Origin of the sequence: Virgibacillus chiguensis (assembly GCF_900129865.1) — a bacterium.
GTDB lineage: Bacteria > Bacillota > Bacilli > Bacillales > Amphibacillaceae > Virgibacillus > Virgibacillus chiguensis.
In genome coordinates this window covers 52,494-69,819 of sequence record NZ_FQXD01000004.1, presented here as the reverse complement: position 1 = coordinate 69,819, position 17,326 = coordinate 52,494, and the positions used below count along the sequence as shown (strand labels likewise).

Here is a 17,326-nt window from a genome sequence, read left to right as displayed (position 1 = left end):
TCGCTCACCTTGCATGAAATTCGCTCTTACTTGTACAGATATCGCTCGCCAAGTTGCTTGTCCGTATGTTCTGTTCTTGTAGATTTTACAATGTTAGACCTTACGCTTCTAATGCAAAAAAACGAGCAGTGAAGCTTCATTTACCTTCATGAAAAAACTTGTAGCTCCGTTTTCACCAAATAGGCATCGTTGATGGAGCCACCAGACACTTTTTTCACACCCGTTCCATCCCCTTTAACAACTTCTTTCACGGCGGTTTTCATATCCTATGAACTCCTTTTTTCATTCGAGTTACCACAGTTTATTCATAAGATATTTTCATATCGCCTGGTTGAATCCAGCCTTTTTTCCGAAGTAAAGTGACAATAAGCAAACTAATTATAGCCGGGATCATGATATGTAACATGAGCATACTCCAAAGCAGAGGCATGGAAAAGCCCATCGATTCGATTGTCATAATTTGTCCAACGAAGCCGCTTGTCCCCATACCAGCTCCAGAAGGATTATTTGTTAACTCGAGCCAGACAGTAGCAAGCGGCGCAACAACAGCTCCTGCTATGGTCGGTGGTAACAAAATAATTGGTTTTTTTACAATATTAGCGACTTGTAACATGGACGTTCCAATACCTTGTGCAATAAAGCCACCAAATCCATTATCCCGATAACTAGCCACCGCAAAACCAATCATTTGTGCGGAGCAGCCTACCGTAGCGGCACCTGCAGCTAGCCCATCCAAAGATAGCATAATAGCAATAGCAGCAGATGAAATCGGCGCTGTTAGTGCTATTCCCATCAATACCGCTACTAAAATTCCCATGATAAATGGTTGCTGTTCTGTGGACCAGTTAACCATTTCGCCAAAGCCTCCCATCAAACTACTTATCCCAGGGCCGATAAATTTACCCGTTACAAAACCAACTACAATCGTTACTAATGGCGTAACAATGATATCTACACGCGTTTCTTGATAAACTAATTTGCCAAATTCTGTTGCGAACACCGCACTCATGTAACTTCCAGCTGGCCCACCTAGTTCTGCACCAAATGCTCCAGCAAATAAAGCTGAAAATAGCACAAGGGGTGGAGCCTTTAATCCGTAAGCAATGGCGACACCGATAGCACCACCCATAATTTTGGTGTCCATTGCAAAACTTCCCATCTCCACAAAAACTTCTGCCAATGAAGGAGAAAACATGATGATGATCTGTTCACCAGCTGTCTTAATAATAAGTCCAATAATTAAGGATGAGAATAAACCTAACGCCATGTAACTTAAAGCGGTGATAAAATACGCTTTTCCTGTAATATGTACACCTTTACGCTGTAAAAATCGCTGCATCGTTATTCCTCCTGTATCGTGAATTCACTCACATAAAATCATACTTAAAATTAATTTTTGTCTATGCTTCCTATACACCATTATATCTGAAATTTAGAATGGACAATTATATCTTTTTTTAGTTCACCTTCGTTCAAGTTTAACTCTAAGGATAACATACTGTACCTTCTCCTATACATCCGTTGTTTCCTTCGCTGCCTTGCCCATGTATCACTTCACTTCGATTGCAAATTGTTCTGGTTCTCCCCCTGTTACCCTTTATTATTCTCCCGTATTTCACAGTATTATCATCTATTATTACGTTATTCGAGTAGTACTTCAAGCAGAATAACCCGCACATTGTTCTCATATATTGTATTACGATCGTAAATGAAGTCGTTTAGTTGCTTTTCTATACCTATTCGGCTACAATTTAACTGAAAATAATTATCAATTATATACATATAACAAGGGAGATGAAAGATATGGGGAATACAAAGACAAATTCACAGCTGGCGAAGCTTATCCGCGAACGCCGTGCTGTTAAAAAAGGGTATAACGATAAAGAAGTAACCAAAGAGACGGTATTAGAAATACTAGAGGATGCGATTTGGGCTCCTACGCACGGGATGCGCCAACCATGGCGGTTTATTTTTGTAGGGAAAGATCAACTTCCAGCGTTTGCAAAAAAAGTTGCTGCTACGTACCCACTGGAAAGACAACAAAACAGAGAAGATTATTTAAACGAGCCGAATGCCATTCTTGTTGTTGTTATGGATGAACCAGAATCGCAAAAAGAATGGGAAGAAAATTACGGTGCAGTTGCTTGTATGATTCAAAATTTCTGGCTACTCGCTTGGGAAAGAAAACTTGGCGCAGTATGGAAAACAAACCCACATATTCAAGATCCGAAAGTAAAAGAAATCTTACATGTTAAGCCAAATGAAAAAATTGTTAGCTTCCTTCATTTAGGATATTTTGATGAAGCACCAGCTCCTAAAGCCCGAATTAGCGTGGAGGATAAATTCTCGACTTACGAAGGATAGAGCAAAAGAGCCCTTCTCTCGCCAATAACTTAGTAACATTAGTTTAGCGCATTATCAACACTTTGGAAAGCTATTGTTCCATTTCATGATAATGGCTTATACCATACAAACAAACTAGGCTTGAACTTTGATCTGTTTCGGGCAGAACGTAAGTGTTGAAAATAGGCCATTATAAAATTTGGCTTGCCGCCAAGTCTCATAGCGAAAGCCTTGGTTTTCTTATACTATAATTAATAATAATTTTACACTTTCCTATAGTGTAAAAATAAAGAGGCATGAAATAGGATGTAGCATCCTCTTAAGATGGAAATCATCACAACTTAAGCGGAGCATCTACCTTATTATCATGCCTCTTTTCTTATGCTTACTTTAATCCCATACAGAACTTTTTAGCCCATGGTTTCGTTTGTGCCGATCCATTGCTAGTTCAATTAATGTCGTAATTAATTCTTGATAAGAGAGCCCACTTACTTCCCATAATTTTGGATACATACTTATTTTTGTAAATCCAGGTAACGTATTGATTTCATTTAAATAAATATCGCCAGCTTCTGTTAAAAAGAAGTCTACTCTTGCTAAACCTTCACACTCTAACGCTTTAAACGCTTGAATAGCAACATTTTGAACACGCTTCGTTGTCTCCTCAGGCACATCTGCAGGGATCGCTAATTCTGCCCCTTTTTCGTCAATGTATTTTGATTCATACGAATAGAATTCCGTTTGTGGTAAAATTTCTCCTAGTAATGATGCTTTTGGTTCCTCATTTCCTAATACGGAACATTCTATCTCTCTACCAATAATGCACTCTTCGATAACAATTTTATGATCATAGCGAAATGCTTCTTGCACACCTTGATAGAACGCTTCTTCTGTCGTTACTTTGCTAATGCCAACAGATGAACCTTGATTAGCTGGTTTAATAAACATTGGGTTTCCCAATGCTACCACAGCTGTTTCGAAACTTATCTTATCTTGTTCATTTTTTCTAAATACAAGTCCTTTAGCAACGTTGATTCCGGCTCCTTGTAACAAACGCTTCGCAACGTCTTTATCCATACAAACAGAAGAAGCTAAAACGTCTGGTCCCACAAATGGAAGGTCTGCTAAACGAAGCATTCCTTGTATACTTCCATCCTCTCCCAATGTTCCATGTACAATTGGAAACACAACATCTAATTCTTCTAGATTTGTTGCATTAGAAGTATGGATAAATTGTCTCTCCTTATCTCCAGGAACAATCGCAACTGTATCATTCGATTTGTTTAATTGAATCAGCTTTGGGTTATCCGCGTGGAGCAAATAAGAAGATGACTCATTTAATTGCCATTTCCCATCCTTATCAATTCCAATTAAAACAACCTCATACTTATCACGGTCTATCGCATCAACAATATTTTTAGCTGACTGAAGCGATACTTCATGCTCAGCAGATTTTCCGCCAAAAATAATTCCTACTTTTTTCTTTCTCATATTTGTCGTCCTTCCCTCATCATAATCGTTCAAAAAGGACAGGCTGGTTTTATGACAACATAAATGAATTGCCTGCAATTAAATAGAAAAATATAATAACCATGAAGGGTCACTGCCAAAACCTTTCACATTATCTGCAAATCTCCCACATTGGTGTATTTAAATTATATTCCTTTTTTGAACAACATATCTTTTATACGTAAAACTATAGCATACCATTAAAATAGCACAAAATCAGCTTCATAATAAAGAGAAAAGTGACTTTTACACACTTTGGTAAATTTGAAACTATCATACAGTAAGCGGTTTATATATATATTACTATAGAATAAAGTAGAAAGAGATAAATGGCTCCTCACTCCCAACTATTCACATAGTTATACTACTCATTATACTACGTATCTTGTTATGGAATTAGCCTTTTAGCATACCTAGTATTGTTTCAAACTCCTTTTTACTATAATTAATTAACGAGTCCAGATTATTTTCTATATCTACTAATTCCGCTGTATCCATTGAATTATTACTATAATCCGTGGAGCGATTCATATTCATAAACATATATGCCATGATTATTTGCAACATATTATTTTCTAAGTATACAAAATTACTATTAGGAGATGGTGTATCTTCCCTTAATGTTTCCAAGTGATTTTTAATTAATGAATAAATGGATTCCTTCCACAATTTTTCCATTTCTTCGTTATTCATGTCCCTTCCCCTCCTCTACTTTTCCACTGACACTGATTTGATTTAATGCGTGTACCCCTTTTTCTATTTCATCTCCATATGTAAACCCAATTACACTTCCGCTGTATGACATATTTGGCATCCATTTTAATTGAAAATTTTGAAAGGTTAATGTTTCTTGTGGATAAAGTATATGCTGCTTACTTGGCTTTAACCAAAATTCTTGTTGATTACTTGCTTCATTAAATCTCAACCAAGCATTTGCAAGCTTCATCTTTTGCTGTGTTTGTTCATAAAAATACTTACCAGAAAAGTCGAACTGGTCTTCGGCATTTAGTTTGATGCATATATATGGATGGTGCAACGATTTCAAACCCAAATTAGTTATGTGATAGGAACCAATAATCAGATTTTCTCCATCTGGTTGATGATTTAAATTAACCGAATAAGTAAAGAAACTCACAATCTGTATGTGTTTTTTCTGAACCTCCTTCGCTACTGTCTTCAGTTCCTTTAGGTACCCGTCATTGATTTCCTGCAAATCACGCAGTTTCTTATGAATTGTTCTTATTTTTTCCATTCCCATTCCTCCTGTTTAACATGAAAATTTTTCCCGTATAAAAGGTTTCAAAAGAGTAAAAAGCAAGTAATCCCAAACTATTGTTTACCTGCATATCCTCCCAAGACTTACATACTATTCGCGCATAATTTGAGCTGTTTTCTACATTCCGCGACTGCTGTAGTGTCCTTTACACGGACGAATGAAACATTTCAATCTTCCACTTAGACATATTTAGCAATCTTACGTAAAAGTAAAATAAAGAGAGGATATTTTCCTCTCTTTATAATTATGCCAGCGCCTTAATCATTACAACCATTATTCGGGAAAATAACTGGACATTGTGGTGGCATTGTTGGCGTAGGGCATGGAGTTATCGGAAGATCATCTCTTGGCTCACAGAAATCGGCTATGATTTCAAGAGTGACGTCAAATGTGGATTGAATGCTTTGGCATAAGCGAACAGTAAGCGTTACATCTAGTTCATTTGGACAAACCGAATCATCACAAGCCGCAGTACATACAAAGCAATCTAAGTCTGTGTAAGACACATCAATTTCTGTTCCTTCAGGTGCGCAGAGCACTACTTGCTCACAACGTGTAAAATATGCTTCACACACCTCCACTGTTCCACCGCAAACTTCTGGTAATAAATCAACAAAAACTGTCACAACAAAGTTTTTACGAATATTAACCAGCTGTAAAGTCACCTCTGTACCATCAATGACAAAATCTTGATCTACTCGGTCCAAAATAACAATTGGCTCAGTAGCACAAGGTGTAACTGTACATGTAACTGTATCTATGTCAATATCAGCACATGTCAACTCTTCACCCGTATTTGGATTTGCTGGTAATTCCATATCCATTAAGTTTAAATCAAATGTTGACTCATTCAGAATCCAGTCATATACCTTTTCTGTATTAATACATAGGAGCTCCTGACCCCCAGATAAATTATTTGCCTGCATTATAGCAAACACCTCCGAATAAGATTAATTTCTTTCACTGTAGCCTATGAACAAATCCCCAAAACGGTATAGTAATATAGCGGAAATTTAGATGAAAATCATGGAATTAGGTATTTGTCTTATTTGCGGCTTCTGGAAATGGTTTTGTTCATGTTTAATTTAGATTAAATCTAGAATGTTGTGCATAAGATAAATATGTGAGAGCAATGATGCTCTGAAATTTAAAAATGCACTTTTGTCACATATTGCTGTTTGATAAATAGTATATTAATGTGCTGTAAAAGGGTGAATAAAATGTATCGATACGAGTTATACAATGTTGAGGAAATTGAAAAGTTAAAAAAAGAGCTCAATGCTTACAAAAAGACTATGGGAATTGTAACAGAGAGGAAATTATTGGAAGACTATCTTCGAACGAAAGAGGATTTTTATAATCTAAAGATGGAAATTTTTAAACTTAAAGGGGAAATGGAAGCGATGGAAAATAATTTTCAAGAAGAATATTTGAAACAACAATTGGAAGAACAACGCCTTGTTAATCAGCAAGCATCTATACTAAATACTTTAGAAGGATTAGATCAACGTTCTGAAATGATTAAACTTCAATTAGAGCAATTACCATTAACTGAACTATTTGAGAAAATAGATCAATTTCTAAAAGTACAAAACGAAAAATCGGAGGAGCAAAGAAAAGAGCTTGAAAGTTTAAAAGAAGAGATGATACAAATAAAGGAATTAATGAAAAAGCCAGGTAGTGCTACTTCCAAAAATAAACGTTCTACTCATAAATCAGAATATAAACAATTACACAGCTTACTACAATATCCTAACCAAGTTGAACAACAATCAGTCAGCAAAAAAAAAAATAATCAAGTAAGTAGACAACACCATAGTCTGGCAAAATCCAACCAAGAGAAACCCTATTATGCCCAACAATATGATACAAAAGATTCTGGGACGATATCTATGAATACAGCAAAAAAGACATTTTTAAATTCCCAATATGAATTAAATAAAAATATTATTATTCGTACAGCTACTCCCAAAAGCAAATCTCAAGTAAAGAATAAAGAAGAGAGCCAAGATACCGATCATAAACTAGAAAATAATATTGATAATTACCCTCAAGAGCCTATAAGTGATAACACTGCTAACAATAAGTCTCAAGACGCAATAAGTAATACTAATGTTGATAACCAGGATCAGGACGCAGCAGATGATATTAATGTTGATAATCAGGATCAGGACGTAGCAAATGACATTAATGTTAATAACCACCCTCAGAACACAATAAGTGATAATATTGTTGATAATCAGGATCAGGACGTAGCAGATGATATTAATGTTAATAACCACCCTCAAGAACCTATAGATGATACTAATATTGACAACCAGACACAAGCTACAACAGGCGAAAAAGTAGTAGAGGGTAATGCAGTTTATCCTAACAACGAAATAGAAAGAAACAAAAATAATACAGACTTTGCTGAGATACAACTAGAAGATACAGAGAATAAGATAGATCTTACGGATAAACAAGTAGAGAAAACAAACAGTAGTACAACATTAACTAAAAAATCAATAGAGGGTGCGAAAATTAAACAGCAATACTTTACTCAAAAACAAGTGGATAAAACGGAAAACAATAAATATGAAGAATTAAATAAAAAACCAGATTCCTTCTCATCATTTCTTTCTTTATTCAAGAGAGGATAATGAACACGAAGCAAATAATTGTTCCCGTTATTTATAACCCACTCATAACATTCGTTATACTTTATAAAGCGCGCAATATATTAGCAGCATATCAAACTCTGTTTTGCAATTGGGGACGAACGCAAGGACCTAGTAAACATAATAATGAGCATATAATGGAAAGCACAAAAGAAATAAATGTTCCAGTTATCTACCATTCTCACCCTTATACAGCACCTATACCTTCCGACAATAGACATTTCCTTTTAATCCATGTAGCAGGCATTATTCTTTTTAAAGCAAGTACTTAATTGTATCAAGTGGAACCTCTACATGATGAGGAATGCCCTTTTCATTTAAAACTCCCATGTTAGCCCGACCACCATGCAATAGAATGCATATAATACATCATAACACCCAAGGAGTTGAGAAATTTGAAAAAAAGAAAAGTAATGAAAGCAGAAGCTACCTATACTAAAATCAAGCCTTCAAAAAATCCCATTGTACTCGAATCATCGCCAACAATGAAAAAAGGAATATTCCGAAGAGGCGGCTGTTGCGGTAAAGCAAAATAAACCAACAAGACCAATCATACCTCCGAATAGGTTCTTAGAACGGTCTTATTAAATTCGCTATCCTTATTTAAATAAGTTTTTTGTCATAAAGGCTATCTTATTGAGTGCTAAATATACACATTGTATATAGACATCATTGCTCTTAACCCCGCATTCCAATAAGAAGCCTTTTTATTTCACAAACATAATTATTCTTATAAAAGGATCTATAGAATTTTCTAATGAAATTAATTTAGAGGCAAGGAATTTATTTCATACATTACGTTAAAGTCATCTTTTGTCAATAAATACTTATCAATAGCTATATTTATTAGAAAAACTTGGCTTATCGCCAGATCTTATAGTGAGAGCCTTTGTTTTTTACTATAAACTTTTAAATTTTATACTTTCCATAGTACAAAAAAACTCTATTCAAGTTCTTTTCCTTCCTTTTCTTACTCAGAACTACTCTGTAAAGTTTACCAATGTTTTATCCGCAACTTCTGTATGTATACAATTCTTCTAGGACAGCCTCCCTTTTCTCACATATCATACATATACAAACATTACACATACCTATTTTTAGAAAGTCTCTCTACTTAAGCTTACTGAATAATCAATACGTCCAATCAGAAAGCACCTTTGACTAATAGTATAATCATGAAAATAATTTTATTTTCCAAAAAAGAGTTCTCGAAAGGAGGGAGGATGTAATGTCCTCTAGAAAATATTACAAAAGTGTTGTGATGTCAGGAAACCAGGCAAAAAAATGTAAACCATGCCCTAAGCGAAAATGTAAACCATGCCCTAAGCGTTGTTTTAAAGACGACTGTTGTACGCGCAAAACTTGTGAATGTAATTTTAAGAAGCCAGATTTCAAGCCGGCAAAATTAACTAGTGATTGTTTTGTGGTTCATTCACTAGTAGGTTCAAAATCTGTTCAAAAGGTTGCCGAAACAACACTTCCCATTACTCTATTCCCAAATTTACTCGATATCTCTGATCTTGTTTCTGTAGATGTGGTGCCCAATTTAGATGAAATTACACAAAATGCCAGAATTATAAAAGATAAAGTAGTTAATATTGGATTAGTGCCAGCAACTATTTCTGTTACAATTGCAGGTGTAGCTACACCAGACGTTGTAACTACAACTATCCCATTCCAAGCGCATACTGATTTCTTTGGTGCTTGTCCGGAAGATATGCTACAGGAGACGCCTCTTGAAGTAGAAGGAATTTTTACACAGCCAGGAGTAGAAGTTGTCGATGCTATTGGAACAGGGTTTGTTGAGGGGATTTTAGTTAAAATTGTATTACGCACACAAATTACGGTTACTAGACAAGTTATTAAAGACCAAAAAGGTAATCTATGCGAAATTAATCCCAACCGTTGTGAAATAACAGATACTCCATCATTCACTTTCCCAACACCAAACGGTGGCTAATAACAATACACTGAGTCGGTGACACTTATAAAGTGTTACCGATTCATTTCTTAAAAAAAGTGACTTTACTTTAGAGCAACCTGGGTGCTAGCTAAGAAAGCTTAGCTCATTTAAAATAGCTATAGCTCTCATATCCGCAGAAGTACTGAACTTTCCAAATACCGAAAAGCCTGCGCTAATGTGAATAAAAATTCTTATCTGTCAAAAAAGTATTAAAAAAGGGTTGACTTTCAACATGAATTATCTTAATATTGTCATCAAATAACTTAATAATGCTTAAAACATTGATGAAGAGTAGTAATCTAATTGAACGCAAAAGAGAGCTGATGGATGGTGAGAATCAGTGTGTTTCATTAGATGAATGGACTTCGGAGTTTCCAAACCGAACCGTAATTGTAGTAGGCTTTGGCGAGTTAATCTCATCGTTATCTGAGAACTACATAAAGCTAAGTAAAGCTTCATGTAATAAAGTGAGTTGTATATATGCAACTAATAAAGGTGGTACCACGGTCCCTCGTCCTTTGTCGGATGAGGGATTTTTTGTATTTATAAAGAATACGGTTGAAGAAATTAGCATTAAATAAACTCTGACAAAAAAGATAAATTGTTGCGTAAGAGAAGTAAGCATAGCAGAAGCATTGAAGAGAGCTAGCGGTGGTGGGATGCTAGCATGTGGACTCTTGCTGAATGGACTTACAAGAGGTTTCCTGAAAAAACAAGTAGGGAAACACGGAGCTCCGCCGTTATACGGATAGAATATCGGATAGGTGGTTCCGTTTACCGAATCCTCTCTCCTGTATTCGAATAAAGATAAAAAGCTTATGCTTTTTAACAGAGGTGGCACCGCGGTTCCAATCGTCCTCTACAAACACCAAGGATGTGTTTGTAGAGGACTTTTTATTTTACCCTTTAGGGCATTAAATGCTTATAGGAAAGGATGAAATTGCAATGGAAAAAGAAGCAGCATTTAAATTTATCAAACTTAATGCAGATACATTAACTCCTGTAGAGTTATTCAAGCGATTAACAGGCAAGAAAAAATTCTTGTTAGAAAGCACCTTGCAGCACGAAAAGAAAGGAAAGTTTTCCTTTCTTGGTTGCGATCCTTATGAAGAGATTATTGGTTTTGGTAATACAACTAAGCATATTGATCTTGTCAATCATACAACTAAAACCATCCAACAAAACGCTTTAACTTATATGGAAAGGCATCTTCCCCACATATCCATTGATCTACCACTCCCCTTTTACGGTGGAGCAATTGGCTATGTTGGCTATGATACTATTCGAGCCAGCGAGCATATTGGAGAAGCGTTAACGAATGATGTAAACATGCCTGATATCCATCTTATGCTTTATAAAAATGTTCTCGTGTTCGATCACACAAGTGAAATCCTATATGTAATAGCAATTCAAGCTGGTGCGAAGCCCGAAAACTTGGAAAATCAACTGACAAATTTGCAAAATCAAATTAATGATGCAAAATTTTCAAGTGCTTCACAAGAAACACCTATTACCTTTTATCCTGAAATAACAAAAGAAGCCTTTCAGCAAAAAATTACAACAGCCAAAAAACATATCCAACAAGGTGACATATTCCAAGTTGTTTTATCTCAGCGTATGAAAGCAACTGTGAGGGGAGATACCTTTTCATTTTATCGTCAACTCCGAAAGGCGAATCCATCCCCATATATGTTTTATATCGATTTTGAACATTATCTTATTCTCGGGGCATCACCAGAAAGTTTAATTGAAACTCGTGGTAGGAGTATCATGACAAATCCAATTGCAGGAACAAAGCCTCGTGGGAAAACCCCCCTTGAGGATGCACAACAAATGGATGACCTACTGAAGGATGAAAAAGAAATTGCTGAACATCGCATGCTCATTGATTTGAGTAGAAATGATCTAGGGCGTATATGTGAAGTTGGAAGTATTAGCATTCCAACCTACATGACAATTGAAAAATACCAACACGTTATGCATATTGTCTCAGAAGTGCATGGAACACTTCGGAATGGATACAACTCATTTACTGCTTTAAAATCCTGCTTGCCTGCTGGGACTGTCACTGGAGCACCAAAGATTAGAGCGATGCAAATCATTAATCAGCTAGAAAAAACAAGAAGAGGCTTCTACGGTGGAGGCATCGGCTTTATCAACTACAACCATGACCTAACAATGGCGCTCGCAATTCGATCCATCATTGTTACCGGTAAACACGCTTATCTACAAACTGGAGCTGGCATTGTACATGATTCTGATCCAGAGAAGGAGTATATGGAAACATTGTTTAAAGCCAGATCCCTTATGGAGGTGTCTATAAATGATTGTGTTAATAGATAATTTTGATTCATTTACTTATAATATCTTCCAATATGTATCTGAAGAAGGCTTTCATGTTCACGTAGTTAGAAATAACAACATTACACTCAATGAGATAAATATTCTTAATCCTGAAGCAATCATTATATCACCAGGACCTGGCCTCCCGGAACAAACAGGAGCCTGTCCAGAAATAGTCAAAAACTTTTATCAGAAAATTCCTATTTTAGGTGTGTGCTTGGGTCACCAAATTATTGGTGAGGCATTGGGAGCTTCCCTCCAACCGTCTAACCAAATAATGCATGGTAAAACATCGCTTATTACGCATAATGGATCTGGGATTTTTCAATACTTATCGCAACCACTTGAAGTCATGCGCTATCACTCATACGTTATTGAGGCGAATTCCCTCCCACAACAGCTTGAGCTAGTGGCAACATCGCTTGAAAACAATGAAGTTATGGCTATTCAGCACACTTTTTATCCAGTATACGGCGTGCAATTTCATCCTGAATCTATTGGTACAACTTCAGGAAACAGGATAATGCATAACTTTTTACAAAAAATTAGAAAGGAGACTTCATATGAGAAATCACCTTAAAAAATTAATCCAAGGTCATCATCTAAGTTTTCATGAGATGAAGAATGTTACACTCTCCTGCATCAATAATTATACAACAGAATCCGAGATAGCAGCTTTACTAACTGCATTGCAAATAAAAGGAGAAACATCTGATGAAATAGCTGGCTTAGTAGAAGTAATTCGCTCTCGATCACTATATAATACTACAAATGTAAAAAATGTCATGGATAATTGTGGAACCGGAGGAGATATGTCAGGGAGTTTTAATATTAGTACAACTTCTGCATTTGTAATTGCTGGTGCGGGTGTGCCAATTGCAAAGCATGGAAATCGTAGTATTTCAAGTAAAACTGGCAGTGCTGATGTCTTAGAAACACTTGGAGTTTCTCTATTTTTCACACCGGCACAGGTAGAAGAATCGTTAGATAAAAATAAGATTGTCTTTTTATTTGCTCCCCACGTGCATGACGCATTAAGGTCATTTTCCAAGGTTCGTAAAGACTTAGGACTACCAACCATTTTTAATATCATTGGTCCCTTAATCAATCCAGTTATGCTGCATTCGCAGTTTATCGGTGTTTACCGTAAAGAAAAACTTGAAATCGTAGCTCAAACCTTGCATAAATTAGGGAGAAAACGTGCTATCGTTGTCAATGGTGCTAATGGTATGGATGAAGCTTCCCTTTCAGGAGTAAACCATCTTATCCTGCTTGAAGATGGGAAACTAAAACCTTTCACTTTACATCCAGAAGAAGTTGGATTACCCATGTACCCCAACGAAGAAATTCAGGGTGGTGACGCTAAGAAAAACGCTGCCATTATGAAAGACGTTTTGCAAGGGAATTCAAGCGCTTATTTAGATACTGTCCTTCTAAATGCAGGTCTGGGCCTTTACGCACATGGAACAGCATCTTCTATACAACAAGGAGTGGAATTAGCGAATGAAAGTGTCCGTTCGGGAAAAGCACTAGCTTGCCTATTAAACTTGGTGGATTTTAGCAAGAAATGCACAAGAGAGGTGATTTAAATGACTATTTTAGAAAAAATTATAGCACACAAGCAAATGGAGGTGGATAAGCTTTTGAAGGAAGCCAGACTTTTTGATATGAGTAAACAATCGGTTCCTTTTAAAAATAGAGTGACTACTTCCAACGAGGTACAGATTATTTCTGAAATCAAACGTTCCTCTCCTTCAAAAGGAGATATAAACACAGAGGTTCATCCAGTTACACTGGCTAAACAGTATGAGGCTTACGGTGCAGTAGCTATCTCTGTACTCACAGACACCGTTTTTTTTAAGGGGTCGATGAAGGATTTGCAAGCTGTTGCAGAAGTGGTGCAAATACCTGTCTTATGCAAAGATTTTATCATTCATACCGTACAAATCGATCAAGCTAAAGCAGCTGGCGCCTCCATCATACTATTAATTGCAGCTGCATTATCCAAACAAAAATTACATGAATTATATCAATATGCTACCGAAAAAGGACTTGAGGTTATTTGTGAAGTACATCAAATGGAAGAATTAGAAGCCATATTGGAACTAGACCCTGCAATTATTGGAATTAATAACCGGAATTTAAAAACCTTTGAAGTAGATTTACAAACAACAGTTAAACTAGCATCTCATATTAAAAATAAAAACACTTTAATTATTAGTGAAAGTGGAATTAGTACCCGTTCTGATGCACTTTTAGCACGAGATGCTGGTGCAGAAGCACTACTTATAGGTGAAACATTAATGCGTTCGACTAACTTATTTGAAACTTATCATACATTAAAGGTTTCCAAGGTAAGGAGGATGCACGATGCTCGTTAAAATATGTGGCATTCAATCCGTTGCTGCTGCACGGGCAGCTGTCGAAGCAGGAGCAGACTTCATTGGCTTTGTGTTTGCCGAAAGCAAGCGATCGATCACTCCTAAAGCTGCTGCTGCCATCGCAAATACCCTCCCACATGCAATAAAGAAGGTTGGCGTGTTTGTAAACGAAACCGTTGACACTATGAATACAATCGCTGCACATGTTCCACTCGACTATATCCAACTTCACGGTCAAGAAACCGCTGCTGTAGCTGCAAAACTAACATGTAAAATAATTAGAGCGTATCCGGTCGATGACGAAAATGTATCTTGTATTAAACCATTTCCTTGTAATTTCTACTTGTTAGATGGCCCAGTAGGAAAAAGACCTGGGGGTAACGGGATGACTTTTAATTGGAGTGTACTCAATCATTTATCCATTCCAAAGGACAAAATAATGATTGCTGGTGGACTAACACCTGAGAACGTTCATTCCGCTATAGAAGCCCTTCAACCATTCGCTGTTGATGTCTCAAGTGGAGTAGAAACAAACGGTAAGAAAGATTTTGAAAAGATAAATCAATTTATAGTTCATGCTAAACGAAAGGATGAATTCGATGCCAACCTACACAATGCCTGATGTAAATGGAAAGTTCGGTAAATTTGGAGGAAGATACGTTCCAGAAACACTTATGCCCGCTTTACTTGAGTTAGAGCAAGCTTATGAAGAAGCAATGAATGATCCAACATTTACAAAAGAATTAAATGATTATATGACCCAATATATTGGTAGAGAAACTCCATTATATTATGCAAAGAATCTCACGAAGCGGTTTGCAGGACCACACATATATCTAAAGCGTGAGGATTTAAACCATACAGGAGCACATAAAATAAATAATACGATCGGTCAAGCTTTGTTGACGTGCCGAATGGGCAAGAAAAAAGTTGTTGCAGAAACTGGTGCTGGACAACATGGAGTAGCTACTGCAACAGTTTGCTCCCTACTTGGTCTGAAATGTGTTGTATTTATGGGAGAAGCAGATATGCGCAGACAAAAACTTAATGTATTTAGGATGGAACTATTAGGTGCTGAAGTACGCAGTGTTAAAAATGGGAGTGGTACTTTAAAAGATGCAGTCAATGATGCCCTAAGGTATTGGGTGGCAAATGTTGAAGATACGCATTATATTCTTGGTTCTGTTGTGGGACCTCATCCATTCCCAAAAATTGTCCGCGATTTTCAATCTATTATTGGGAAGGAAACGAAGAACCAAATGCTTCAGAAGCACGGTTCATTACCAGATGCTATCGTTGCATGTATTGGCGGGGGAAGCAATGCCATGGGAATTTTTTATCCCTTTATAGAAGATAAGGATGTAAAGTTATATGGTGTAGAGGCAGGAGGAGTCGGAATAGATACCAACCAGCATGCATCTGTATTAGTAAGACCAAACCCTGGGATCCTGCATGGGACAATGACAAATTTGCTGCAAGATGATCATGGACAAATTCAAGAAGCTTTTTCGATTTCCGCTGGTCTAGACTACCCTGGTGTTGGACCTGAGCATAGCCATTTAAATGATACAGGACGAGTAATATATGAATCAATTACTGACGATAAAGCTGTGTCTGCATTCCAAACATTATCTCAGACTGAAGGCATTATTCCAGCATTAGAAAGCGCGCATGCGATTGCTTTTGTAGAGAAACTAGCTAAACGAATGACCCCCGCGCAAACGCTTGTAGTTTGTCTTTCGGGCCGCGGTGATAAAGATGTTGAACAAATAAAACAAATATTGGAGGAGAAATAATATGGGGAAAGAAAAATTAGCCAATCACCTTCACCAACTACAAAACGAAAGTAAAAATCTTTTTGTTCCCTATATTATGGCTGGCGATGGTGGATTGGATAAATTAGAGCAAAACATCCAATTCTTGCAGAATTGTGGTGTCGCTGCTATAGAAGTAGGTGTTCCATTTTCTGATCCCGTTGCAGATGGGCCAACAATACAAAACGCTGGTAAGCGTTCACTTGAAAATGGCACGACATTGACAGCAGTATTACAAAAGTTAGAATTATTTAAAGCTAAGCGTACAGTACCAATCATTGTTATGACCTATATAAACCTTATATATAAATATGGGGTGAGCCGTTTTGCTAAATCCTGTGTACAAGCTGGAATAGATGGTTTAATTATTCCAGACCTCCCCATCGAAGAGGAAAAACTAGTAACAGACGTATTAAATCAACAATCCATAGCACTTATAAGACTTGTTGCTTTAACAAGCTCTAAGGATAGAATTAAAATGTTAGCCAATCGCTCTGAGGGATTTCTTTACGCTGTCACTGTTACTGGGACAACTGGGGAAAGAACAGCTTACGAAAAAAAAGTAAAAACATATCTTTACCAATTAAAACAGCAAAGCCCTGTTCCTGTTCTCGCTGGATTTGGTATATCCACAAGTGAACAGGCTATAGAACTAGCTTCATATTGCGATGGTGTTATCGTTGGAAGTAAAATCGTAGATCTTTTTCACCAAGGAAAAACAGCAGAAATTAAACAACTCATACAAACAAGTATTTAAAAAAGATTTGTACCCCAAACAAACTAGATTAGTAGCACAAATCCATAGTTATGGATCTGTGCTACTCTTTTTTACACTATAAGAAAAACAAAGACTTTCCATAACACAAAAAGAGAAATTTCATCTAGCAATTGAAGTTTACTATGCTGAAATGAGAAACAATGAATCGTGGCGAAAACTACATAGATTAAATCATGTTTATGTAACTTTTATCGTATTTAAAAATGTAAATGAAATACATTTATAACTTATTTCCGCAAAATCTTCCGAGTTAATAAGT

At 36.5% G+C, this 17,326-nt stretch carries 16 protein-coding genes and 2 other annotated features; of the genes, 11 read left to right on the top strand and 5 right to left on the bottom strand.

Annotation, left to right across the window (positions count from 1 at the left end):
* Positions 1–301 precede the first annotated feature (301 nt).
* Complete coding sequence (locus BUB45_RS06065; protein ID WP_073006341.1) at positions 302–1,339, bottom strand: PTS sugar transporter subunit IIC; 1,038 nt, start codon at positions 1,337–1,339, stop codon at positions 302–304.
* Between the two features lie 464 nt (positions 1,340–1,803).
* Between BUB45_RS06065 and BUB45_RS06060 the strand changes: the two genes are divergently transcribed.
* Complete coding sequence (locus tag BUB45_RS06060) at positions 1,804–2,364, top strand: nitroreductase family protein (protein ID WP_073006339.1); 561 nt, start codon at positions 1,804–1,806, stop codon at positions 2,362–2,364.
* Between the two features lie 369 nt (positions 2,365–2,733).
* Here the strand turns inward: BUB45_RS06060 and ddlA are convergent, their stop codons facing one another.
* The 4 genes from ddlA to BUB45_RS06040 form a co-directional block, all read right to left on the bottom strand.
* On the bottom strand, positions 2,734–3,834 hold the full coding sequence (gene ddlA, locus BUB45_RS06055; RefSeq protein ID WP_073006336.1) for a D-alanine--D-alanine ligase: 1,101 nt from the start codon (positions 3,832–3,834) through the stop codon (positions 2,734–2,736).
* A gap of 414 nt (positions 3,835–4,248) precedes the next feature.
* Complete coding sequence (locus tag BUB45_RS06050; protein WP_073006334.1) at positions 4,249–4,545, bottom strand: hypothetical protein; 297 nt, start codon at positions 4,543–4,545, stop codon at positions 4,249–4,251.
* Positions 4,538–5,104 (bottom strand): hypothetical protein, encoded by a 567-nt coding sequence (locus BUB45_RS06045; protein WP_073006333.1) that lies wholly within the window; start codon positions 5,102–5,104, stop codon positions 4,538–4,540. Before BUB45_RS06045 ends, BUB45_RS06050 begins: the two co-directional genes overlap by 8 nt.
* 281 nt (positions 5,105–5,385) lie before the next feature.
* Complete coding sequence (locus tag BUB45_RS06040; protein WP_073006331.1) at positions 5,386–6,054, bottom strand: BMQ_0737 family morphogenetic spore coat protein; 669 nt, start codon at positions 6,052–6,054, stop codon at positions 5,386–5,388.
* A 294-nt stretch (positions 6,055–6,348) separates the two neighbouring features.
* Here BUB45_RS06040 and BUB45_RS06035 point away from each other — a divergent pair, with 294 nt between their 5' ends.
* The 10 genes from BUB45_RS06035 (at position 6,349) to trpA (ending at position 17,046) form a co-directional block, all read left to right on the top strand.
* On the top strand, positions 6,349–7,770 hold the full coding sequence (locus BUB45_RS06035) for a hypothetical protein (protein WP_073006329.1): 1,422 nt from the start codon (positions 6,349–6,351) through the stop codon (positions 7,768–7,770).
* Between the two features lie 413 nt (positions 7,771–8,183).
* Complete coding sequence (locus BUB45_RS19770) at positions 8,184–8,324, top strand: hypothetical protein (protein WP_170861718.1); 141 nt, start codon at positions 8,184–8,186, stop codon at positions 8,322–8,324.
* 692 nt (positions 8,325–9,016) lie between these two features.
* Positions 9,017–9,748 carry a hypothetical protein gene (locus BUB45_RS06025; protein ID WP_073006326.1) on the top strand — a complete coding sequence of 244 codons (732 nt, stop codon included), beginning with the start codon at positions 9,017–9,019 and terminating at the stop codon, positions 9,746–9,748.
* A gap of 275 nt (positions 9,749–10,023) precedes the next feature.
* Positions 10,024–10,273 (top strand) — a binding site (T-box leader).
* Positions 10,274–10,346: 73 nt separating this feature from the next.
* Positions 10,347–10,614: a binding site (T-box leader), on the top strand.
* A 55-nt stretch (positions 10,615–10,669) separates the two neighbouring features.
* Positions 10,670–12,094: an anthranilate synthase component I gene (gene trpE / locus BUB45_RS06015; RefSeq protein WP_244527665.1), complete on the top strand. Its 1,425-nt coding sequence runs from the start codon at positions 10,670–10,672 to the stop codon at positions 12,092–12,094.
* Entirely contained in the window at positions 12,075–12,674 is a 600-nt protein-coding gene (locus BUB45_RS06010) for an anthranilate synthase component II (protein WP_073006320.1), read from the top strand. Before trpE ends, BUB45_RS06010 begins: the two co-directional genes overlap by 20 nt.
* A complete protein-coding gene (gene trpD, locus BUB45_RS06005; protein ID WP_073006318.1) occupies positions 12,658–13,683 on the top strand; it encodes an anthranilate phosphoribosyltransferase in 1,026 nt (341 codons plus the stop codon). The genes BUB45_RS06010 and trpD overlap by 17 nt, the downstream gene beginning before the upstream one ends.
* Positions 13,684–14,475, top strand: coding sequence for an indole-3-glycerol phosphate synthase TrpC (gene trpC / locus BUB45_RS06000; protein WP_073006316.1), 792 nt, complete (start codon positions 13,684–13,686; stop codon positions 14,473–14,475).
* The gene (locus tag BUB45_RS05995) at positions 14,465–15,097 is read left to right on the top strand and encodes a phosphoribosylanthranilate isomerase (protein ID WP_073006314.1); all 633 of its coding nucleotides are present in this window, start codon (positions 14,465–14,467) and stop codon (positions 15,095–15,097) included. Before trpC ends, BUB45_RS05995 begins: the two co-directional genes overlap by 11 nt.
* The gene (trpB, locus tag BUB45_RS05990) at positions 15,075–16,271 is read left to right on the top strand and encodes a tryptophan synthase subunit beta (protein ID WP_073006312.1); all 1,197 of its coding nucleotides are present in this window, start codon (positions 15,075–15,077) and stop codon (positions 16,269–16,271) included. Before BUB45_RS05995 ends, trpB begins: the two co-directional genes overlap by 23 nt.
* Position 16,272: 1 nt before the next feature.
* Positions 16,273–17,046: a tryptophan synthase subunit alpha gene (gene trpA / locus BUB45_RS05985; RefSeq protein WP_073006311.1), complete on the top strand. Its 774-nt coding sequence runs from the start codon at positions 16,273–16,275 to the stop codon at positions 17,044–17,046.
* The last annotated feature ends 280 nt before the right edge of the window (positions 17,047–17,326 follow it).